Below are 22,949 nucleotides of genomic sequence, written 5' to 3'. Positions count from 1 at the left end.
CAGTTGAATCACCACATTTCCTGAGGCCTGAAATGCAAAACGCCAACCCGAAGGTTGGCGTTCTGTTCAACTAAAAAGCAACTTAGCGAGGTACGACCGGCTTGCGGGTCGGCTTCGGCCCTTTGCCTTTCGCGGCGTCCTTGCGTTCCTTGGCAGCCTGCTGGTTACGGGCAAACGCCGCAGCCTTGGCCTGTTCACGCTTGTCCCAGGGATTACCGCCATCACTGGCACGCGGCGGCAGGCCGGTGTGCTGAGTGAGAATCTTGGTGGTCTTCTCTTTGCCTTCCTTCGCCACTTTATGGCTGCCGGCTGGCGTCGAGTTCTTGCGACGGGCGCTCTGGTAGCTGTCGGTGGACGGCTGGTGGGTCGGAATCAATTGATCCTTACCCGAACCAATCAGATCAGCACGCCCCATGCGGATCAGCGCCTCACGCAGCATCGGCCAGCCTTTCGGATCGTGGTAACGCAAGAACGCCTTGTGCAGACGACGCTGCTCCTCGCTCTTGACGATGGTCACGCCGTCACTCTTGTAAGTGACCTTGCGCAGCGGGTTCTTGCCCGAGTGATACATGGCGGTGGCGGTGGCCATCGGCGACGGGTAGAACGCCTGCACCTGGTCGGCGCGGAAGCCGTTACCCTTGAGCCACAGCGCGAGGTTCATCATGTCTTCGTCGGTGGTGCCCGGGTGGGCGGCGATGAAGTACGGAATCAGGTACTGCTCTTTGCCCGCTTCCTTGGTGTACTTCTCGAACATGCGCTTGAACTTGTCATAGCTGCCAATGCCCGGTTTCATCATCTGGTTGAGCGGACCTTCCTCGGTGTGTTCCGGGGCGATCTTCAGGTAGCCACCGACGTGGTGGGTCACCAGCTCCTTGACGTACTCCGGCGACTCGACCGCGAGGTCGTAGCGCAGACCGGAGGCAATCAGAATCTTCTTCACACCCGGCAACGCACGGGCGCTGCGGTACAGCTGAATCAGCGACGAGTGGTCGGTATTCAGGTTCGGGCAGATGCCCGGGAACACGCAGGACGGCTTGCGGCACGCGGATTCGATTTCCGGCGTTTTGCAGGCGATGCGGTACATGTTCGCGGTCGGGCCGCCGAGGTCGGAAATGACGCCGGTGAAGCCTGGCACCTTGTCGCGGATCTCTTCGATTTCGCGAATGATCGACTCTTCGGAACGGTTCTGGATGATCCGGCCTTCGTGCTCGGTAATCGAGCAGAAAGTGCAGCCGCCGAAGCAGCCACGCATGATGTTCACGGAGAAACGGATCATGTCGTAGGCCGGGATCTTCTCCTTGCCATACGCCGGGTGCGGAACGCGCGCGTAGGGCATGCCGAACACGTAATCCATTTCTTCAGTGGTCATCGGAATCGGCGGCGGATTGAACCAGACGTCGACTTCGCCGTGCTTCTGCACCAGCGCGCGGGCGTTGCCCGGGTTGGTTTCGAGGTGCAGCACGCGGTTGGCGTGAGCATACAGAACGGCGTCGCCACGGACCTTTTCAACCGATGGCAGGCGGATCACGGTCTTGTCACGGGTCATGCGCGGGCTGGCCAGGATTTGTACGACCTTGGCTTCCTGCGGATCTTCGACCGGCCCCTTCTCCTGCTCGATGGCGCAGGCCTGGGTGTCCTGAGTGTTCACGTACGGGTTGATGATCTTGTCGACCTTGCCCGGACGGTCGATACGCGTCGAGTCGACTTCGTACCAGTCTTTCGGCGTGTCACGACGGATGAAGGCGGTACCGCGCACGTCGGTGATGTCTTCGATCTTGTGACCATAGGACAGACGCTGGGCGACTTCGACGATCGCGCGCTCGGCGTTGCCGTAGAGCAGGATGTCGGCGCTGGCGTCGATCAGGATCGAGTTACGCACGCGATCCTGCCAGTAATCGTAGTGGGCGATGCGGCGCAGCGAGGCTTCGATGCCGCCAAGTACGATCGGCACGTGCTTGTAGGCTTCCTTGCAGCGCTGGCTGTAAACCAGGCTCGCGCGGTCCGGACGCTTGCCGGCCATGCCGCCTGGCGTATAGGCGTCGTCGGAACGGATTTTCTTGTCCGCGGTGTAGCGGTTGATCATCGAGTCCATGTTGCCCGCTGCAACGCCGAAGAACAGGTTCGGCTCGCCGAGCTTCATGAAGTCGTCTTTGGACTGCCAGTTCGGCTGCGCAATGATCCCGACGCGGAAGCCCTGGGACTCCAGCAGCCGGCCAATGATCGCCATGCCGAACGACGGGTGATCGACGTAGGCATCACCGGTAACAATGATGATGTCGCACGAATCCCAGCCAAGCTGATCCATCTCCTCCCTGCTCATCGGCAGGAATGGCGCTGGTCCGAAACATTCGGCCCAATATTTTGGATAGTCAAATAACGGCTTGGCTGCTTGCATGTCGACGACCGGTGTTGAAGTGAAAAATCGCGGGCGCGGAATATAGCACAAATTTTGACCAATTCCGACGGCAATGGTCGGTTTCTCTTTCAGCCTTCGCGGTACACGGTTTACCCGACAACCGGCCACGAAAAATCGCCATTCAAATCACATACTCATCGGCCAGTGTTGACGCTGGCTGATGTGACAACCCTTCAAGGATGAAGAAATGTCACCAAAATTGCCCGCCAAAGGCACCGTTAAAAGCAATACCTCCACCCGTCTGCCTCACCCACCCGACGCGAGCAGACGCCCAGGCAATGCCTCACTTCATGATGTGGATGTGTCGACCCTGAGCCTGGGAGAACCAATAGATAGCACACACGGAGGCGGCGCCAGACACAGTGCCGTCTTTATCAGCCAGACAACGTCCGACTCCGCGACAGCTCTCCCGACTGAACGGCGGCCACTCGAGGATTTCTGGATAACCAGCAAAGCTGCGCTCCCTGCTCCAGACCCTCAAGGTTTTCGAACCGTCAAAGGCCGCCACTACGTCGATTTACCCGATGGACACAGCGTTCAAGTGGTACTCGACTCACAATCCGGCTTTCATCGGGCCCGGTTGGCGAGCGAACGGGATCCGTCAGGACCCTGGCTCGTACGCGACCACGACAGCAAACTCTGGAAACCGCTGGACGACTCGCCGGAAAAACTGCGAATTCGTTCAGCAGCGGATCTGGATCTGGAAATCGAAAGACTGACCAAGGTGCTGGATGAGTCTGATGAATACCTGAACAAGCTGAAGCACGATTGGCGCGCGCTCAAAGGAACAGAGGACGAAAGAAGCGCGATCGTGCGATACGAAGTCCAGGGCCACAAGCACCTGGCTCATCTGGAGAAGCTGGTTGCGTTTTACGCAACGGAGCAGCGGTCACTCGTCCGATACAAAGGCGTCCGCGCATACGAGATAGCTTGGCTCGATTTGCATAAAGACCAGCTCAAGACCTATTACAAAATCTCTACGATCAGTGAGTCGCGATGGCGATTGAGTGCACCGGCCAACACAATGCTCACCGATGAGCATTACCGAGCGATGGCAACTTATCTGAAGAATCGGCTGGTACTTTTGCGAAAGCGACAGATTGTCGGCGACGAAGTGCAGAAACTTTCAAGGAACCCGATAGCGGTACTTGAGCAACTGGGTTACCACCCAGCGGATATCCACAAAACCACCGCCGATTGGGTATTCGCAAAAAGCCAGGCAATGTCCGCGGCTCACTTTGCGCGTATACCTCAGTTGCTTTCGATGTCATTTCTAGAATTGGTGGACGCATTTGGCAATGTCGACAGCATTCCATCCGGAGTCCGTCTTTGCGCTTTGAGCCATTTAATCGATAAGTGCGGTTTGATCAAAAAGTCTTATGAAACGCTCGACATACAGCGCGACGCCATCCACTCCGCATCCCGTGAGGAAATAGTCGAAGTGATCAACACCTTCGAAATCGCTCTCGAAGAACGCTTCGATTTTTATTACCGAAAACTGCAAAGCGCCGCCTCCATACCGCGGTTGACGACGGCGATTGATTTCGACTTCCGTGCGGACCAACGCATGAGCGGGCGCCCGGCGATACCCGCAAAAATGTTTCAAAGCCCCGACGACCCGGGAGAAATACGCATCGGCCAAAAGCGGCGCACTGCCGAAGGCGAAGAGTTGATCGATGTGATGCACCCGCGTAACCCCGAAATGCTGCAGAAGACTTATCAACGTCGGAACGCGGAGTGGCGACATTTCGTGGTCAGCGAAGAAAAAAGCCTGGCGAAGCTGACACTCGAAGCGCGCCTGCTACTGGCAAGTACCGATGAACATTTGCGTACGGCCCATCACGCGAGAACGGTCGAGGATCTTCACTACAGCGCCCGCGAAGTCGATGACCTGCGCCTGCAGATCGAGCGCGCATCGAATCCGCTCACTGGCGATACAGCATTGCTCGTCCAACGGCTCAGTCAGGTCAGTGAGCGTCTGCGCAAAGCAGCTGTTGAAGTCCGCATTCACCGTTACAAGAACCAGTCCGTCCTCAGCGCCGATCAGGTTGCCTATCTGTTCGACCATAATCATCTGAGTGCCAAGCGGGTGCATACCCGACTAGAGCGAGGGGAAGGTCAACATAAAGAGTTTGTCGACGTCTATGCGCTGAATGACACGCTGACGGGCAAGCCGTTTTGCATCGCGCATTTCCACTATGAAAAAAAGAACAGCCCCGAGCTGGATTTCAAGCCACATGGGGGGCACCTGGAAACCATTGAACAAGCCGGGCCGGACGTTTTGTTCCTGCGCCAGGATGGGCAGCCCGGGCGTCCCCTCAAGGAGATCTGGCGCCTTACCCTCGACCAGCAAACAGCCGACAGCATTTTCTCGTTTGCCGTCTGAAGCTTTCGCAAAAAGTGTCTTTCCATAGCTTCTTCAAGGATGAAGAAATGTCACCGAAATCGCCCATCAGAGGCATCGTCACCGTCGATGTCCATCCACGCCACGGCACGCCCGTCATCAGGCGTTCACCGCATCAGATCGATCCTTCTGCGATCATGCCTGCGCGTGCAATACCGACGCCTGGCAGAACCACCACGGGCTCTGACCTGGACGTCATCGCCACGGCGCCACCGATTACGATCACCCCGTCTGCGGCCGTTGCTCCGACGCGCTTCGTGATCCAGGAACAATCACTCGAGCATTACCGGGTCAGTGCGCACGTCACACTGCCGGAACCTGATGTCGAGGGTTTCAGGACATTCAAAGGACGCCGCTATGTCGATGTGCCGGGCGGCGGGATCGTACAAGTCGTGGTGGACGCGCAAACGGGTCAGTACCGGGCAAGGCTGCCGAACGAGCTGAATGCTTCCGGGCCGACGCTTGTGCGCGATGCCGAAAGCCGTCTCTGGCATGCACCGAAGGCCTTCGAATCCATCACCTTTCCCTTGTCCGCCAGTCGCCTGCAAACCTTCGCGATCGACCTGGACTTCAGCACAGCAGAACCTGGCCAGGATGGGTTGCACCGGTACAACGGCAAACTCTATGTCGTTATGGCAGAACAGACTTATCAGGCCCTGCATGATCTTGACGCTTCCTCGCCGGCAACCGCGGTGATGCGCATCGTCCACCCCGAAGATCCGGTGGCAGCCGATCCCGCCAATATTTATATCGGCACCCGTCCGGGCAGATCGGAGCCCATCGTCTTTGACGAGCGTCACGGTTGGCTGGGAACGCTTGTGGGCGGTGCGGGGGGTATGCGCCGAACAACGAAACCGACAGAAGCCATGCGCGCAGCTGACCTGATTTTCGAGCTACAGACACTGGATCTGGAATTCGATCATGCGATGGCAACCGGTGAACAGCTGCAAGCACGCTGGCGAGCCCTGAAAGACACCGATGGCGAGCGAGACGTACTGGAACAGCTCGAACGACACCATCAATGGGAGCTGTCGATACTCGAAAAAACACTCAACCTGCACACCGAACAAAAGGAGCGGATCATTGCAGTCAGAGGCCGCGCAGCATACCGCGACAAGATCATCATGCTGCACAAAGGGCGATTGCTGACGTACAACCAGTTCATGATCGCCAATGACTCGCGCAAGTTGCTCGACGGGCCGATATTCGGCGGCCCGGACTCCGACCATGCATCGGTTGCCGAGCACCTGTCGAGCAAACTGGTGCTCATGCGACAGCGTCAGGTCATTGCCGATGAACTGGCGAACACCTGGCGCTTGCCGCAGAGCGAGTTGAATGACATCGCGTTCGAGCCGATGGATCTGCACGACACTGTAGCCTTCTGGGTCTACGCGAAAAGCAGACTGTTCGTCGATACGGAGGCTGAAGTCGACGTCAATAATGCCAATGCCCGATACCTCGCGTTCTGTTTCGGTGAAGTCACGTTTGCCTTCCGTGCGCTCGACCGTATTCCTGTGCAGGCGCGCATCCCGGTACTGAGCGACCTGCTCGATCAGGCGTCCGCAATCAGGGTGTCATATGAACATCTGCAACTGCCGCCCGGCGCGCAACATAGCCGTTCACGCGCAGAAATCCTCGAAGCCATCCGCACCTTCGAGGGAACGCTGGACGAGCACTTGAACCGCTTTCACCGTGAGCAGGAAAACACCTCGGCGCTACCGCCCCATGAGCAACCGATTGATTTCGATTTTATCCCTGCGCAAAGCAAGAACCAGCCGGCCGCTGCACCGCGCAAAATGTTTCGCAGCAAACACCACGGGGTCTACAAGATCCGCGTCGGCCGGCCACGTCGAACGGCGGCGGGCGAAGATCTGATCGACGTGATGAACCCTCATGACCCCACAAAAATCGTGCAAACCTACGAGCGCAGGGAAGGCGAGTGGCGCCGCCAGATTGCCCGACAGGAAAGAAATCTGACGACATTGGTCACTCAGGCCGGGCAATTACAGGAACAAACCGAAGCCCATTTGAATACCGCCTGGAGCGATGAGAGAGCGAAACGCAACGCCACCAGCATCGTCGAATTCCTCACCGAACGGGCAGACGACCTCGACGACTTCGCCCGCCAGATTGAACAGGCGCCGAATCCCGGCGCCAGCGATACGGCCACTCTGCTTCAGCGCCTGAAACGCGACAGTCAGCGCCTGCTCAATGAAAGCGAAGCCATTCGCGTGCGGCTCTACAAGGACCCTGCCTTTCTGAGTGTTGATCGGGTGGCGTACCTGATCAGCCACGGACATCTCAGTGCCGTCAAAACCCATACCCGACTGCCATTGGGCAAAGGCAACAACAAAGACTTCCTCGACGTCTACACGCTGAACGACAGGCAAACCGGTACGACGCTGTGGCATGCCCATTTTCACTACGCGGAAAAACACAGCCCGGCGCTGAGCTTCACTGACAAGCGCGGCCACCTCAAGACCCTGGAGCAAAGCAGGCTCGGCACCTCTTCCCAACGCCGGGATGAGCAGGCTGGCCGGGCGCATGTCCGTATCTGGCGTGAAGACATCGACAGCAGGACGGCACAGCGAATTTTCGACCTAGCCTCATAACCTCGCCTGTCCCTGGCGGGCAGCGATATCGCGTGCGCAAGCACGCAAACCGACACCCGGCAAAAAATCACTTCGCGCAATTGCCGGGAACTCATTTTTCATGGATGAAAAAGCATGCCATTAAAACCGCCTGTGAAAGGCACTCATACCGTCGATGTCCACGTTCACCCGGACACCCCGCCGCACGGCAATGCATCGCGTCCGGCTCTCGGGACTCGTGCGGGTTTCGATTCGTCGACCTCTTTCGGCCATCCCTCGCACCCGGGCAGAATGTTCGCAGAGCCCGACCCCGATGCAATCAGACTCGCCCCGACCGTCACAGTGCACCGGGCCATTTCACCCGTTGCAACCCGTTCCCCCGACTTACAGCCGCTGGAGCACTACTGGCTCACGGCATCAGCACGATTGCCGGACGCCGACGCCGAAGGTTTCAGGACGCACAAGGGACGCCGATACGTTGACGTGCCAAAAGGTGGCATCGTCCTCGTAGGAGTGGATCCGGACACAGGCCTGCCTCGGGCCAGACTTGCCGGCGAATTGGTCGCCTCCGGGCCAATATTGATACGCGACACCGACAGCGGGTTATGGCATCCATCCAATGACGCTGACGTCTTTGCCGCACCATTGACCGAGGCCAGCCTTCAAGCTTTTCGCACCGAACTGGATTTCACCGCAGTCGAACCCGACAGTGACGGCATGTTTAACCACCATGGCAAACGCTATGTGGTCATCGACAACCATGCGTATCAGGCAATGCTTGATCCCGATGCTTCTACGCCGGGGCAGAAGGTGTGGCGCATCGTCAACTCCAACGACCCCGTGGCGAGCGATCCCGCCAACCTCTATCGCTCCAGCCGCAGCGGTGTCAGCCGTGCCATCACCCGTAATGAGGAGAACAACTGGGTGTTGGTCTCCACAGGCCTGAGAGGAGGCATGCGTCGGCGCGACCTGATTCAAGCCAACATGGCCATCCTGATGCAACGGTATGAGCCCTTTCAGCAAGCTCACGCAGCGCTGTCCGAATCGTCCGAGCGCTACAACACGCTGTGGGGTCAGGCACGCCCGCTACCTGATGGGAGTGCTGAAAAAAACGCGGCCCTGGTGGCTGTGGAGGTTCATCTTCTCAGGCACATAAAAAAGCAGACGGACTTTGTGCAGTCGATGATCGATGCCAGGGATTGGCTGCCCCTCGTGAAAGCCACCGGGTTATACAAGCAGGAATTACTCACGTTCCAGATTGAGCGCGTGGAGTATCTGAACAGGCTCATGGCTGTCATGGACTTACGTATCAGGCCCACGGCATCGGGGTTGGACGCCGAAAACTGTAAAAAAATAATCACCCATATGAACAAAAAACTGAAGCTTCTGGACGACCGCCAGGCGGTCATGGAACAGATCAGGAAAACCGACCCGGGCGCAGCCCCCGAACTCCTTGAACTCAGCCAACAGGTGCCTGGAACCGAGCGCATCAACTTCAACAAGCTGACGCTTTATGTCCATCTGTTCGCGGACACACCCGAGCACTCCCCCAGCATGACCATGCACTCGCTGGGGGCCATCGACCTGATCACGGGGGACCTGAAAAACGTTCCGGAGCGCGAACACCCGATGGCACTGGTGTTGGCCTTTGATCAAATCAGACATGACAGATACCGCTTTGAAACGCTGCTGGCTTCCGACCACCCGAAAGCGCAGTACATCAAAGAAATCATCGCCCTGATCGAGCCGATCGAGAAGCGGATCGAAAACCGCCTGACCGAGATCTATGAAACCTACGAACGCAATAACGAACTGCCCAGCCTCGATCAGGACATCGATTTCGATTTCATTCCCCCGCAGCCTGTCGATACCGAGACTGATCGACCCGCGTCGTCGAGAAAAATGTTCCGCACTCGCCAGCACGGCACATACCGGGTACTGGTCGGCGACACAGAAACCGCCGTGGACGGCAGCGTCACCATCAAGGTTCCTGACGTATTGCGCCCCGAGGCGCCACCCAAACACTACGAAAAAAGACAAGGTGAATGGCTACCCGTTCGTCCCGCCATTGCCAAAAAACCCAGGCACCAACTTATCAACAAGGCCAACCGGCTGTTAACCGGGGTTGATAAACACCTTGCCGAAGCAAGGATGAGAGAGCTCAAAAAAGATAATCCGACGGAAATTCTAGAGGACCTCGGAACCGCAACAGATAAGCTCGTCGAGCAGGCGCGACGCCTGGAAAACCATGAAACAACCGCCGGGGATATGGAGATCCAAGGCTTGGTCGACCGCCTGCGAACTGCGGCCGACACATTGACCAGGCAAGGCCAGACGGTGCTGGTGCGGATGTACAAGAACAGAGAGGTGCTGGACCTCATGCGCGTGAATTATCTGATGGATCAAGCCGAGCTCACGGTAAGCAAGACCGTTGATCGCAAGCCGTTGGGCAAAGGCAGGAGCAAGTCATTTCTGGACGTTTATTCGATCAGGGATCGCGCCAGTGGTGCGCCCTTGTGGGAAGCCCATTTTCACTATGACGACACTGCGTCCCTGAGCTTCAAAGTCGACGGCGGTCATTTGAAAACACTCGAACAGGGCCGGCGCGGCATCGAGTCCCAGCGCCGTGATGAACAGGCCGGATTGCCTCATGTGAAAATCTGGCGGGCAACCTTTGACGGCAAAACGGCGAGCAAAATATTCACACTCGCCAACGAGGTTGCCGTGCCCCCCGAGTAACCGCCACCGAGCACCGTTTTTATTGTTACGGATACATCAGGCAATGACGCCGAATCAGCCATCAGCTCCGGTTTATGGGGGCTGCTGAGCAAACTCAACAAGGATGGAAAGACATGCCCGTTAAATCGCCTCCCAAAGGCAGTGCCTCCGGTAATACCCACGTCCGACACCCTCTGTCGCCAGACGTGAACACCGTGCGCCCCGATGCGCCGCCGCGCTTAGGCTTCGAACTCCTACCCTCTGCCGACAATCCGCTGCGGTCGCTCGGCACCGCCACTGATTTGGATATCGAGGCGATCAGGCCGGCGCCGATCATCACGGTGCAACCCACCACCTTCACCGCTGACGCACTGCGGCCTGTTTATCAGCCGCTGGAGGATTACCGGCTTTCGCCAGCGCTCGGATTGTCGGCTGTCGACGCCGAGGGACTGCGGACTCACAAAGGGCGCCAATACGTCGATGTGGCCGGCGAGCGCATCGTACTGATCGGCAAAGACCCGGACACCGGCCTCTACCGGGCAAGGCTGCCGAGCGAGTCGAAGCCCTCCGGGCCGGTGATGTTGCGCGACCCGGGCACCGGTCTGTGGCATGAGCTGGACGACTTCGCGCCGGTCACCTTTGCATTGTCCAGCACACGTCTGGAAGACTTTCGTACAGCGCTGGACTTCGGCGACGCCGTACCCGACAGCGACGGCCTTCACCGATTCAACGATAAACTCTATGCGGTAATCGGCCACCACGGCTATCAGGTGCTGCACGATCTCGATGCATCGAGCCCACTGGCCGATGTGATGCGCATCGTCCGCTCCGAGGATCCCGTGGCCAGCGACAGTGACAACGTTTATGTCGCATCGCGCCCCGGCCGGTCAGAGCCGATTGTCTTCAATGCACAGGAAGGCTGGAGGGGCACCGAGGTTGGTGGTACGGGCGGGATGCTGCGCGGAGAGTCTGCGAGCTCTGCTCATCCGGGTCTGCTGGAGCGACTTTCCCACGCGGTCAATCAATTGAGGCCCCCGGAATCCCGCGCGCGAAAATTGTTCCCATCCCTCAACAACGAGGAGATCGCCACGCTTTTGCGTTCGCAGGGTGATGATGTACGCAGCTATTTGACCCGCCGCGAGGCCGAGTACAAGCATCTGAAGGTTGAACTCCTCGCTTGGCTCAAAAAGACTGCCTTACCCGGCGAAACCGAAAACCCTTCGGTGGTGCGCGCCGTGGAAGAAATAAAACGCTGCTGGAGACGGCAGACCGGGACGACGCTGAAGCTCGAACTTGGAGGAGCGATCATTGCGCCCCTCACCGCCGATTTCAGCCATGTGCGATCACTGCAGTTGACCGCCGTCACCTGGTCGGACACCGCCGACACATTCCTCGGTGGTTTTTCCGCGATCGAGCGTCTGGCGGTGACCCATTCAACGCTGGAAAAACTGCCTGCCCACGTCGCGCAGATGCCTGATCTGAGCGCGCTGGATCTGAGCGCTAACCGTATTCAACTCAATGCACCAATGGCCGCAATACTGAGCACGCTCGGCAAACTCCAAAGCCTTGACCTGTCCGGCAATCCGCTGGGCAAAACACCGGATTTCAGCAGCCTGTCCGAACTCAAGGAAGTGAATCTGAGCAACACGCAACTGGATCACTGGCCCGTCGGTTTACAGGATCAGACAGGGCTGGACATCATCGATTTGCGCAACAATCAGTTGCGTGAGATTGCGCCGGCCAATCTCAACCCGCCGAGCGATCAGCTCCTGAGCGTCGCACGCATCAACGCGGTCACGCTGATTGAAGGCAACCCCTTTCCGGCCAGCTACTGGCGCACACTCGAGGTGTACTGGCGACGTGTGATTGCCCAATACCCGGCAATGCGCACGGGCAATCGTGCCGACGCGTTCAGGCTCTACGGTGACATACCCGAAGTCGCGATGGTGCGGCGTATGTATCCCGACAAAGACCTGCAAGCCGCCAGAGAGTATCTGATTGGTCTGGGTGATGATGCAGAAACCGATATAGCCCGGCGCATACAGGATTTCGACGTGCTCGAAACGCAGCTGGCAACCTACATCGCCGACAGCCAACCCGGCACGTCCAGTGTCGTCGGTCCGCAAAAAATGAAGGCCGAGCTCGTCGCCAGAATAATCAAGGGCTGCTGGCTTCGCGAATCCGCAGGAGAACTGAAGCTGCCACCCATGTACGGACCCCTTCCAGCCGTGACAGTGGACTTCAGTCACGTCAGATTGCTCACTCTCGACTCAGTTGTCTGGACCGACACCGCTGACACACTACTGTCCAACTGCGCCAATCTGGAAAGCCTGACCATCGTCCGCTCCGGCATCGAGACGTTACCTGGCAAGGTTGCCGAAATGGACAAGCTGAGCCAGCTGAATCTGAACGCGAACCGACTGAAGCTGGATGAGCAAAGCGCTGCGGCACTGAGTGCGCTGCACCGTCTGAGCCAGATCGACTTATCCGACAACCCGCTGCAACTGCTGCCTGATTTCAGCCGCATGTCCGGGTTGCAAACCTTGAACTTGAAAAACACCGGGATCACTCAGTGGCCGACAGGTCTGCTCGACAAGGCCGAATTGACGCGCCTGGATTTACGCAACAATCGCTTGCGTGAAGTGCCGCAGGCCAACCTCAACCCAGCGCCCGAGGCGCTGTCAGTGGTCGCCCGGATCAACAATGTCACTCGCCTTGATGACAACGACTTCCCTTCCGCGTACTGGAGAAAATTCGACGCCTACTGGCGGCGCCTGAAGGAAACTCACCCCGAATTGATGGACCCGGCCGATGCCGCCGTATTCGATAGCGAGAACTCCCGAGCGCAGCGCTATCGAAACCTGTATCCGGCCAAAAGCATCAAAGAATGCAGGGATTTCATCTGGAATCATGACAAGGCGACCGTCGTACCCCACTTGCTCGCTCTGGAACAAGAATTTGATCTGCTGAAAAGTCAGCTCGACGACTGGGTGTTTTCCGGGGGAGGCAATCGGCTACGGTATGTTCGCGCCAATCAGCTACAGATCAACGCCATGACCCGCAATGACCGTACCGCCGCGCGGGATCGCATCATCCATTGCTGGCGGCGCGAAACGGCGCAGAAGCACGCCAACGACGGCACACCGATCGGTCTGGAACTGGACTTGAGCGGCCTGACTTTACCGACCCTGCCGGATCTGAGCATCGACTTCAGCCATGTCGGCTCACTCCGCTTGAGTGGCATGAACCTGACAGCTTCTCCGGAAGGTTTCCTCACCCGCTTTCGTCATGTGCGCTGGCTGGACATGTCGAACAACCGACTCAGGGATTTGCCTCCGGCCGTGGGCGAAATGCACGGGATGACACGCCTGTTTTTGCAGCACAACCAACTTGAACTCAACGCAGAAGCAGCACGGATACTGGCCGGGCGCACAACGCTCAGAGCGCTCTGGATAGACAACAACCCGCAACTCGGCGTGATACCGGATTTCAGTCAGATCACCGACATGCGCGAGGTCAATCTGGCGAACACCGGTATCAGCCAATGGCCAACCGGTCTGTTTGATCAACCCTTGCTGACCGGGATTGATCTGAGCAACAACCGGATCACGACGATTCCTGAGTTTGTGGCTGCACCGCCCCCTGAACGTCTGGCCCATTCGGTCCAGGTCAACAGTGGCACGCTGGTGAGTAACAATCCGTTGTCGGACGCCACGCCCCTACAGTTGCTCGCCTACCAGGAGCGACTGAGATTGGCCGGGACGCCTCTCAACCGAAGACCCAACCTGATCACAACGTCTGTCTCCGCGGTACGGCGCACCATGGCGACAGGAATCCTGGAACCGGACCCCCGCTGGACCGCTGGACTAACCGTCGAGCAGGCAACCGCCCGCACAGCTCAATGGCGCGCATTGCGTGAGCAGGAGGGCTCGGAAGGCTTTTTCAACATTCTCGCGAACCGCATCCACCACCGTGATTTCCGCCGCCAAGCCTGGGACGTGATCGACGTCATCAGCGAAAACAATCCGCAGTCGCGCAGCTTGCGCAGGGAGCTGTTCGATCGTGCGTGCGAAGCCGGCTGCACTGACCTCGCCGCTGCGACCTTCACCGACCTGCAAGTGCTGGCCATGACTCACAAGGCTCGCGTGCAGGCCAGACAAGATATGAATGGCGCGCCACTGGTGGAACTGTCCAACGGGTTGTTTCGGTTGAAGCACGTAGACGCCATCGCAGCGGCAGAGATCGCATCAAGCAGGGCAATCGTCAACGATTCCGCTACATCGCCGCAGCTGCAGAATACTCATCGCCTGCGGATACGCGATCCGCATGAAATGACCATGGCCTACCGTTTTGGTCTCAAGGATCGGCTGCAATTGCCGTTTCAGCCGCAGTCACTTTCCTTTATCGGCATGGCCGGCGTGACTCCGGCCATGCTGGATGTGGCTTATCAAAAGGTCATTGCATTGAATGGTTCGCCCGAAGAGTTTCAGGCGCTGGTATCGATGGATTTCTGGCAGGACTTCATCATTCACAAATACCAGGCGCAATTCGATGCGAGCCGCCAGCCGTTTCAGGACCGTCAGGAGGTTCTGGACGGTCAGTCGGCGCAACGCCTGCTGAGCGAGGCTCAATACAATTCACAAACCGATGATGTGACCGCGCAACTGGCGATTGTCGAAGCGACGTTGATTCAGACGCTGACGCGTCAGGAACTGCAGCCGCGAACATCCATTGAGGCGTCTTCTGCCAACTTCACGCCTGCGGATGAAACTCCGGGAGCGAGCGGCGCAACGGTGTAATCGATACAGCGTGATCGCAGGCCGAGCGACTTCGGCCTGCGGTCACTCGTCGTCGTCGAAGTTATAACTGCCCGGCGCGAGGTTTTCGAAGCGGGTGTACTTGCCGATGAACGCCAGACGGATAAAACCGATCGGGCCGTTACGCTGCTTGCCGATGATGATTTCGGCGATGCCCTTGTGCTCGGTTTCCGGGTGATACACCTCGTCGCGATAGACGAACATGATCACGTCGGCGTCCTGCTCGATCGCTCCGGATTCCCGGAGGTCGGAGTTGATCGGACGTTTGTTCGGCCGTTGCTCGAGGGAACGGTTGAGCTGGGACAGTGCCACCACCGGGCAGTTGAATTCCTTGGCCAGCGCTTTCAGGGAACGCGAGATTTCAGAAATCTCATTCGTTCGGTTGTCGCCGCCAGAACCTGGAATCTGCATCAGTTGCAGGTAGTCGATCATGATCAGACCGATCTCACCGTGTTCCCGCGCCAGACGCCGGGTACGCGCACGCATCTCAGACGGACTGATACCGGCGGTGTCGTCGATGAACAGCTTGCGGTCATTGAGCAGGTTGACCGCCGAGGTCAGGCGCGGCCAGTCGTCATCCTCCAACTGACCGGAACGCACCTTGGTCTGGTCGATCCGGCCGAGCGAGGAGAGCATACGCATGACCAGCGATTCGCCTGGCATTTCGAGGGAATACACCAGCACCGCCTTGTCGCTGCGCAGTACGGCGTTTTCCACCAGGTTCATCGCGAAGGTGGTTTTACCCATCGACGGACGACCGGCAACGATGATCAGGTCGGCCGGTTGCAGGCCGCTGGTTTTCTCGTCGAGGTCGGTGTAACCGGTAGACAGGCCGGTGATGGCGTTGTCGGTGTTGAACAAGGTGTCGATGCGGTCGATGGCCTTGGTCAGCAAGTCATTCACACCGACAGGGCCACCGGTTTTCGGCCGGGCCTCGGCAATCGCGAAGATCTGCCGCTCGGCTTCATCGAGGATCTCCTCGGCGGTGCGCCCTTCCGGGTTGAAAGCGCTGTCGGCAATCTCGGTGCTGATGCCGATCAGTTGGCGCAACGTCGCACGCTGGCGGACGATCTGCGCATAGGCCTTGATGTTGGCGACGGATGGCGTGTTTTTCGCCAGCTCGCCGAGGTAACCGAGGCCGCCGACTTGCGAGGTCTGACCTTCCTTGTCCAATTGCTCGGCAAGGGTCACGACATCGATCGGGGAGTTCTGATCGGCCAGTTTGGCGATCGCACGGAAGATCAGACGGTGGTCATGTCGATAGAAATCGCCGTCGGAGACTTGATCGAGCACACGTTCCCAGGCGTTGTTGTCCAGCATCAGACCACCGAGTACAGCCTGTTCGGCCTCGATGGAATGCGGCGGCACCTTCAGGGCAGCGGTTTGCAGATCGTATTGCTCGGGAGCGGAGATATCGTTCATGGCCACTTGTGTTGTTTGGAAAAACGAGGAGTTCAGAAAGACAAAGGGCACGACCTGTAAACAGGATCGTGCCCGATGTTAACCGTCTGGCGGACAAGCCGCCAGCCGATCAGTGTTGCTTAAGCTGCTACCACAACAACGCGTACGGTGGCTTCAACTTCGGCGTGCAGGTGCACAGCCACGTCGAATTCACCCACGTTGCGGATGGTGCCGTTCGGCAGACGAACTTCGCTTTTCGCAACTTCAACGCCGGAGGCGGTCAGTGCGTCAGCGATGTCGTGAGTACCGATCGAACCGAACAGCTTGCCTTCGTCGCCAGCGGTGGCAGTGATGGTCACTTCCAGCTCGGCCAGTTGGGCAGCACGGCTTTCAGCCGATGCTTTACGGTCTGCAGCAGCTTTTTCCAGCTCGGCACGACGCTCTTCGAACGCAGCGATGTTCGCTGGGGTCGCGGCGGTAGCTTTGCCGTAAGGCAGCAGGTAGTTACGACCGTAACCGGCCTTAACGTTTACTTTGTCACCCAGGTTGCCCAGGTTGGTGACTTTTTCCAGAAGGATCAGTTGCATGTGAAAATCCTCTAACTTTTAACCTTCACCGTTCGCGTTATCGGTGTCTTTCGACACGTGACGACCGCGAAAATCAATCAGGCTGTCGACAATGGCCAAAACCACGAGCAACGGATAGATCAGCTGCATGAACAACAGCAGCGTGACGTACAACCCCACCAGCCAGAAACCGGCCAGTCGCTTTTGCCCGACCAGCCCGTGAATCAGGGCAAGTCCGGCGAACACCAGCGGTACACTGCACAACGGCGTCAACATGGCCATCTGTGCACCGAGATTCGGGCCCAGAAGCATCAACGCCAGCAGCAACATCGCTGGCCCCAGCGGGATCCGGATGGCGCGAAACTCGCGACCAAAACCACCCGGGTTGTACAACAACGCCTGCCAATGCCGCCCGACAATCAGGCTCAGCACGCTGACGATCTGTAACAATGCCGCAATCAGTCCGGTCAGGACTGGTGCAATCAGGGACGCGAAACGCGCTTGCTCATCGACCGACAATTGCTTGTAGGTCTCACCGAGAAGCGCCGGCATGACCTTTATCAAGGCCTGCGCGAGCATCTCGATCTGGGCCGCAAACGCAGCCCCGAGCACCACTGAAAACACCACTCCAATCACTACGCTGACCAGCAGCGTGCGAACCCAGGACTCACTTGCACGCAAAACCAGCGCAAGTCCCGAAGACCCCAACAGCACCAGAAGCGCGCGTGGGTCATCGGCATACAGCCACCAGATCAAAGCCGGCAGCAGCCCCAGAGACAGAACACCCAGGGCGTCCGTCAGTCCGCGCCGCAGCAGCACAAGGCTCCCCGCGGCAGCACCCAACCAATACAACAACGGCAATGTTGCACATCCGGCCACCACGAGAGTGGCCTGCATACGGCCTCGCATGATGAACTCAGCTAAGGCACGCATGCATTCAATCCTTTGCTACTTGTCGACTGCCCGGTCTCAGCGGCCGTGGCTGTCGGTGTAGGCCAGCAGGGCCAGGAAGCGGGCGCGCTTGATAGCGGTGGCCAGCTGACGCTGATAACGAGCTTTGGTACCGGTGATGCGGCTTGGAACGATTTTGCCGGTCTCGGATACGTAGGCTTTCAGAGTGTTGAGATCTTTGTAATCGATCTCTTTCACGTCTTCAGCGGTGAAGCGGCAGAATTTACGACGACGGAAGAAACGTGCCATTTGATAGGCTCCTTAATAAGGTCCGTGGATTACTCGTCAGCGTTATCGCTGTTGTCGCTGTCATCACTATCGGTGCCTTCGGCGCCTTCGTGCTCAGGACGGTCGCGACGCTCACGGCGCTCACTGCGGTTTTCTTCAGCCTTGAGCATCTCGGACTGGCCGGTAACGGCTTCGTCGCGACGGATGACCAGGTTACGGATCACTGCATCGTTGTAGCGGAAGTTGTCTTCCAGCTCGGCCAGGGCCTTGCCAGTGCACTCAACGTTCAGCATCACGTAGTGAGCCTTGTGAACATTGTTGATTGCGTAGGCCAGTTGACGACGGCCCCAATCTTCCAGACGGTGGATTTTGCCGCCGTCTTCTTCGATCAGCTTGGTGTAACGCTCAACCATGCCGCCGACTTGCTCGCTCTGATCCGGGTGGACCAGAAAGATGATTTCGTAATGACGCATGAATGCTCCTTACGGGTTGTAGCCTGCCGCTCAAAAACGGTCAGACAAGGAGTGAATGACACTTATGGACTTGCTGGCGCGGGGCACATGCGTGCCTGCCGTCACAGCAAGGGGCGCAATTGTAGAGAAGGGATAGAAGAGGTGCAAGGCAATTGGTGATTATTTGAACAATCACCGATCTTCGCCTTCCCACAAAACAATGTAGGAGTGAGCCTGCTCGCGATGAGGGGGTAACATTCAACTTTGATGCTGAATGTTGCACCGCTATCGCGAGCAGGCTCACTCCTACAGGGGATTTGCAGCAGATCAGGATTTCTTGGTGGCTGCCTTGGCTTTGGCACCGCGCTGACGCTGGGCTTCGAACAGACACACGCCCGTCGCAACCGACACGTTCAGACTGCTGACGCTACCGGCCATCGGCAGCTTCACCAGATAGTCGCAGTGTTCGCGAGTCAGGCGACGCATGCCTTTGCCTTCGGCGCCCATGATCAGGATGGTCGGGCCAGTCAGATCCTGGTCGTAGATGCTGACCTCAGCCTCCCCCGCAGTACCGACAATCCACAGACCGCGCTGCTGAAGTTTTTCCAGGGTGCGAGCGAGGTTAGTCACGGCAACCAATGGAATTACTTCTGCCGCGCCGCAAGCGACTTTACGCACCACAGGCGTCAGAGTCGCCGACTTGTCTTTCGGCACAATCACCGCCAGCGCACCGGCGGCATCGGCCGAGCGCAGGCAAGCGCCGAGGTTGTGCGGATCGGTCACGCCGTCGAGCACCAGCAACAGTGGCGCGCCGTCAGTGCGATCAAGCAGCTCGTCGAGCATTGCTTCGCCCCAGACCTGACTCGGACTGACTTCCGCGACCACGCCCTGGTGAACACCTTCAACCCAGGCGTCCATTTCGCGACGTTCGGCCTGGCCGACCTGAACGCGATTTTCGTTAGCCAGTTCAACCAGGGTCTGCACGCGCGGATCGTTGCGGCTTTCCGCTAGCCAGATCTGCTTGACGCGCTTTGGATGGTGACGCAGCAACGCTTCTACCGCGTGAACGCCGTAGATTTTTTCCAACTGACTCATGACTTCGCCTTCGGTTTACGTGCCCCGCCACTTTTGGCTGGAGCCGAACCCGCTTTTGGCGGGCCTTTACGGTGTTTGCTCGGTTTGGCTGGCTTGCCGCCGGAGGCCTTTTCAGGCGCCGACCGTCCGGTCTTTCCCCCGGACGCCGCTTTACCACCGTTTTTGGCATCGGAAAGCAGCGCTTTCTTCATTTCACGGCTTTTGCGCAACTCGGCGTTTTTCGCCACGGCGTCGCTTGGGCGATAGGCTTCGGCAGCCTTTTCCTTGGCCGGACGGCGACCAGCAGTTTTCGCTGGAGCCGCTTCGGCTTTTTCCTTGGCGGCTGGCGCGGCGGTTTCAGCACCACGCTTTTTCCGACCGATCGGCGCACTGATGGTTTTTTCAGCCATCTCGAAGTCGATCTTGCGCTCGTCGAGGTCAACGCGCATCACGCGCACTTCAACGGTATCGCCAAGGCGGAAGCTGCGACCGGTGCGCTCGCCCGCCAGGCGGTGATGCACAGGATCGAAGTGGTAGTAGTCACCCGGTAGCGCAGTGACGTGCACCAGGCCTTCGACGTAGATATCGGTCAGCTCGACGAACAGGCCAAAACCGGTAACCGCGGTGATCACGCCCGGGAACGACTCGCCCACGCGGTCCTTCATGAACTCGCACTTGAGCCAGTTCACCACGTCGCGGGTCGCTTCGTCAGCACGGCGCTCGCTCATCGAGCACTGCTCGCCGAGTTGCTCCAGTGCTGCCTCGTCGTACGGATAGATGCGCGCCTTCGGAATGGTCATCGCGCCGGCACGACGAACGTGCGGGGTGTCCTGCTTCGAATGGATCACGCTGCGGATCGCGCGGTGCGTCAGCAGGTCCGGATAACGACGGATCGGCGAAGTGAAGTGGGTATACGCTTCGTAATTCAGACCGAAGTGGCCCTGATTGTCAGCGCTGTACACCGCTTGACTCAGCGAACGCAGCATCACGGTCTGGATCAGGTGGAAATCCGGACGATCCTTGATGCTCGCCAGCAGTGCCTGGTAGTCCTTCGGCGACGGGCCGTCCTTACCTTTGTGCAGGGACAGACCGAGCTCGCCGAGGAAGGCACGAAGTTTTTCCAGACGCTCCGGCGGCGGACCATCGTGGACGCGGTACAGCGCAGGAATTTCGTGCTTCTTGAGGAATTCGGCGGTGGCTACGTTGGCCGCCAGCATGCATTCCTCGATCAGCTTGTGCGCATCGTTGCGGGTGGTCGGACGGATTTCGGCGATCTTGCGCTCGGTACCGAAGATGATCCGGGTTTCCTGCGTTTCGAAATCGATCGCGCCACGTACGTGACGGGCAGCCAGCAGCACCTTGTACAGCGCATAAAGCTGTTTGAGGTGCGGCAGAACATCGTTGTATTCTCCACGAAGCTGACGCGCCTCGGTGATTTTCGGCGTTTCCAGCATCGCGCTGACTTTGTTGTACGTCAGACGAGCGTGGGAATGGATCACCGCTTCATAGAAGCAGTAGTCGGTCATTTCGCCAGACTTGGAGATGGTCATCTCGCAAACCATGGCCAGACGATCAACGTGCGGGTTCAGCGAGCACAGGCCGTTGGACAGTTGCTCAGGCAGCATCGGCACCACGCGCTCGGGGAAATACACCGAGTTGCCGCGTACTTGCGCTTCGTTGTCGAGTGCCGAACCGATCTTCACGTAGCTGGAAACGTCGGCAATCGCCACGTACAACTTCCAGCCGCCGGAGAACAGGCGCAGCTTGCCAGGTTTGGCTTCGCAATAAACTGCGTCATCGAAGTCGCGGGCATCTTCGCCGTCAATGGTGACGAACGGCAGATGGCGCAGGTCGACGCGCTTCTCTTTGTCTTTTTCTTCGACTTCCGGCTTGAGCTTGGCCGCCTCTTTCAGAACAGCCTCAGGCCAGACGTGCGGAATATCGTAGGTGCGCAGGGCAACGTCGATTTCCATGCCCGGCGCCATGTAGTTGCCGACCACTTCAACCACGTCGCCTTGCGGCTGGAAGCGCGGCGTCGGCCAGTGGGTGATTTTCACCTCGACGAACTGACCGATCTGCGCGTTGGCGTTGCGGCCCGGGGTGACCAGCACTTCTTGCTGAATCTTCGGATTGTCGGCAACGACGAAGCCGATGCCGCCTTCTTCAAAGTAGCGACCGACGATGGTTTCGTGAGCACGCGAGACAACTTCGACGATCACGCCTTCGCGGCGACCGCGACGGTCGAGACCGGAAACACGGGCCAGCGCACGGTCACCGTCGAATACCAGACGCATTTGCGCCGGGCTCATGAACAGGTCATCGCTGCCGTCGTCCGGCACCAGGAAGCCGAAACCGTCACGGTGACCGCTGATGCGACCGAGGATAAGGTCGAGCTTGTCGACCGGCGCGTACGTGCCACGACGGGTGTAGATCAGTTGAGCGTCGCGCTCCATGGCGCGCAGACGGCGGCGCAGGGCTTCGATCTGGTCTTCTGTGGTCAGACCAAACTCTTCGACCAGTTGCTCGCGGGCAGCAGGCGAACCCCGATCGGCGAGGTGCGCCAGGATCAGTTCGCGGCTAGGAATAGGGTTTTCATATTTTTCCGCTTCACGAGCGGCCTCGGGATCGAGGGACTGCCAATCGGCCATTAGAGAGTTTTCACCTTGTCTATATGCGGGTTAGTTTGGCATAGGCGCCATGAAACGGGAAATTTCCGAATCTATAAGGCCCAACAGAGGCCCTGTAGTGACGCTGGAAAGCCGTTTTGACCACCGCCGGTAAAAAAAATCATATTTTTTGCTGACAGGGGTTTACAGTTAAAAAGACGCTCCGTATAGTGCGCGCCATCGACGACGCACAGCGTTGCCGATACTGCCCAGATGGTGAAATTGGTAGACACGCCAGCTTCAGGTGCTGGTGACCTTACGGTCGTGGAAGTTCGAGTCTTCTTCTGGGCACCAATTTCGAGCTTGAGACTAGATCAGTTTCAAGGCTCACACAAAACCCGCGAAAGCGGGTTTTTTGCATTCTAAGCCCGGGTTTTCTTAAAACTGATTTATTAAAATTAAATCAGGGGTTTACAGATCAAAAGGCGCTCCGTATAGTGCGCCACATCAACAGCGGCAACGCTAGCGATGATTGCCCAGATGGTGAAATTGGTAGACACGCCAGCTTCAGGTGCTGGTGACCGCAAGGTCGTGGAAGTTCGAGTCTTCTTCTGGGCACCAATTCAAATTCAAGGTTACGGCCTTGAGTTTCACAGAAACCCGCGAAAGCGGGTTTTTGCGTTTCTGGCTTCCAGAAATTTATCCCTGCCCCGCCTATCAAAACG

Annotated in this window: 12 protein-coding genes and 2 tRNA genes; 6 read left to right on the top strand and 8 right to left on the bottom strand. The window is 58.2% G+C overall.

All coding sequences use genetic code 11. The annotated features are described in order from the left end of the window. Nucleotides 1-82: 82 nt before the first annotated feature. Nucleotides 83-2,395 (bottom strand): YgiQ family radical SAM protein, encoded by a 2,313-nt coding sequence (locus U6037_RS02685; RefSeq protein WP_322845712.1) that lies wholly within the window; start codon nt 2,393-2,395, stop codon nt 83-85. A 208-nt stretch (nt 2,396-2,603) separates the two neighbouring features. Here U6037_RS02685 and U6037_RS02680 point away from each other — a divergent pair, with 208 nt between their 5' ends. From U6037_RS02680 to U6037_RS02665, 4 genes are all read left to right on the top strand, one after another. After that, a complete protein-coding gene (locus tag U6037_RS02680; protein ID WP_322845711.1) occupies nt 2,604-4,802 on the top strand; it encodes a hypothetical protein in 2,199 nt (732 codons plus the stop codon). Between the two features lie 47 nt (nt 4,803-4,849). Beyond that, nucleotides 4,850-7,432, top strand: coding sequence for a hypothetical protein (locus U6037_RS02675; protein ID WP_322845710.1), 2,583 nt, complete (start codon nt 4,850-4,852; stop codon nt 7,430-7,432). A 114-nt stretch (nt 7,433-7,546) separates the two neighbouring features. Next, a complete protein-coding gene (locus tag U6037_RS02670; protein ID WP_322845709.1) occupies nt 7,547-10,150 on the top strand; it encodes a hypothetical protein in 2,604 nt (867 codons plus the stop codon). A gap of 113 nt (nt 10,151-10,263) precedes the next feature. Further along, nucleotides 10,264-14,928, top strand: coding sequence for an NEL-type E3 ubiquitin ligase domain-containing protein (locus tag U6037_RS02665; RefSeq protein ID WP_322845708.1), 4,665 nt, complete (start codon nt 10,264-10,266; stop codon nt 14,926-14,928). Nucleotides 14,929-14,970: 42 nt separating this feature from the next. On the opposite strand, the gene dnaB is transcribed toward U6037_RS02665, so the two are convergent. From dnaB to rnr, 7 genes are all read right to left on the bottom strand, one after another. Then, the gene (gene dnaB, locus U6037_RS02660; RefSeq protein ID WP_008078305.1) at nt 14,971-16,368 is read right to left on the bottom strand and encodes a replicative DNA helicase; all 1,398 of its coding nucleotides are present in this window, start codon (nt 16,366-16,368) and stop codon (nt 14,971-14,973) included. A gap of 119 nt (nt 16,369-16,487) precedes the next feature. Next, nucleotides 16,488-16,934 (bottom strand): 50S ribosomal protein L9, encoded by a 447-nt coding sequence (rplI, locus tag U6037_RS02655; RefSeq protein ID WP_008078307.1) that lies wholly within the window; start codon nt 16,932-16,934, stop codon nt 16,488-16,490. An 18-nt stretch (nt 16,935-16,952) separates the two neighbouring features. Beyond that, entirely contained in the window at nt 16,953-17,846 is an 894-nt protein-coding gene (locus U6037_RS02650) for a hypothetical protein (RefSeq protein WP_016983782.1), read from the bottom strand. Between the two features lie 36 nt (nt 17,847-17,882). Next, nucleotides 17,883-18,113: a 30S ribosomal protein S18 gene (gene rpsR / locus U6037_RS02645; RefSeq protein ID WP_002551829.1), complete on the bottom strand. Its 231-nt coding sequence runs from the start codon at nt 18,111-18,113 to the stop codon at nt 17,883-17,885. Between the two features lie 29 nt (nt 18,114-18,142). Further along, nucleotides 18,143-18,565: a 30S ribosomal protein S6 gene (rpsF, locus tag U6037_RS02640; protein WP_016771938.1), complete on the bottom strand. Its 423-nt coding sequence runs from the start codon at nt 18,563-18,565 to the stop codon at nt 18,143-18,145. A gap of 306 nt (nt 18,566-18,871) precedes the next feature. After that, nucleotides 18,872-19,639 carry a 23S rRNA (guanosine(2251)-2'-O)-methyltransferase RlmB gene (gene rlmB / locus U6037_RS02635; RefSeq protein ID WP_322845707.1) on the bottom strand — a complete coding sequence of 256 codons (768 nt, stop codon included), beginning with the start codon at nt 19,637-19,639 and terminating at the stop codon, nt 18,872-18,874. Further along, nucleotides 19,636-22,266: a ribonuclease R gene (rnr, locus tag U6037_RS02630; RefSeq protein WP_095120626.1), complete on the bottom strand. Its 2,631-nt coding sequence runs from the start codon at nt 22,264-22,266 to the stop codon at nt 19,636-19,638. The genes rlmB and rnr overlap by 4 nt, the downstream gene beginning before the upstream one ends. Before the next feature lie 225 nt (nt 22,267-22,491). Here rnr and U6037_RS02625 point away from each other — a divergent pair. Both U6037_RS02625 and U6037_RS02620 read left to right on the top strand, forming a co-directional pair. Further along, a tRNA-Leu gene (locus U6037_RS02625) sits at nt 22,492-22,578 on the top strand. A 180-nt stretch (nt 22,579-22,758) separates the two neighbouring features. Further along, a tRNA-Leu gene (locus U6037_RS02620) sits at nt 22,759-22,845 on the top strand. Nucleotides 22,846-22,949 lie beyond the last annotated feature (104 nt).

Origin of the sequence: Pseudomonas sp. B33.4, assembly GCF_034555375.1 — a bacterium.
Classification (GTDB): Bacteria; Pseudomonadota; Gammaproteobacteria; order Pseudomonadales; family Pseudomonadaceae; genus Aquipseudomonas.
Note: the sequence above shows the minus strand (reverse complement) of the source record. Positions and strands in the feature narration are given on the sequence as shown.

Excerpts from the sequence above, each read along its gene's own strand:
- rpsR (WP_002551829.1), bottom strand. The coding sequence starts at position 18,113 with ATGGCACGTTTCTTCCGTCGTCGTAAATTCTGCCGCTTCACCGCTGAA.
- U6037_RS02685 (WP_322845712.1), bottom strand. The coding sequence starts at position 2,395 with ATGCAAGCAGCCAAGCCGTTATTTGACTATCCAAAATATTGGGCCGAA.
- rpsF (WP_016771938.1), bottom strand. The coding sequence starts at position 18,565 with ATGCGTCATTACGAAATCATCTTTCTGGTCCACCCGGATCAGAGCGAG.
- dnaB (WP_008078305.1), bottom strand. The coding sequence starts at position 16,368 with ATGAACGATATCTCCGCTCCCGAGCAATACGATCTGCAAACCGCTGCC.
- U6037_RS02675 (WP_322845710.1), top strand. The coding sequence starts at position 4,850 with ATGTCACCGAAATCGCCCATCAGAGGCATCGTCACCGTCGATGTCCAT.
- U6037_RS02665 (WP_322845708.1), top strand. The coding sequence starts at position 10,264 with ATGCCCGTTAAATCGCCTCCCAAAGGCAGTGCCTCCGGTAATACCCAC.
- rplI (WP_008078307.1), bottom strand. The coding sequence starts at position 16,934 with ATGCAACTGATCCTTCTGGAAAAAGTCACCAACCTGGGCAACCTGGGT.
- rnr (WP_095120626.1), bottom strand. The coding sequence starts at position 22,266 with ATGGCCGATTGGCAGTCCCTCGATCCCGAGGCCGCTCGTGAAGCGGAA.
- U6037_RS02650 (WP_016983782.1), bottom strand. The coding sequence starts at position 17,846 with ATGCGTGCCTTAGCTGAGTTCATCATGCGAGGCCGTATGCAGGCCACT.
- U6037_RS02680 (WP_322845711.1), top strand. The coding sequence starts at position 2,604 with ATGTCACCAAAATTGCCCGCCAAAGGCACCGTTAAAAGCAATACCTCC.
- rlmB (WP_322845707.1), bottom strand. The coding sequence starts at position 19,639 with ATGAGTCAGTTGGAAAAAATCTACGGCGTTCACGCGGTAGAAGCGTTG.
- U6037_RS02670 (WP_322845709.1), top strand. The coding sequence starts at position 7,547 with ATGCCATTAAAACCGCCTGTGAAAGGCACTCATACCGTCGATGTCCAC.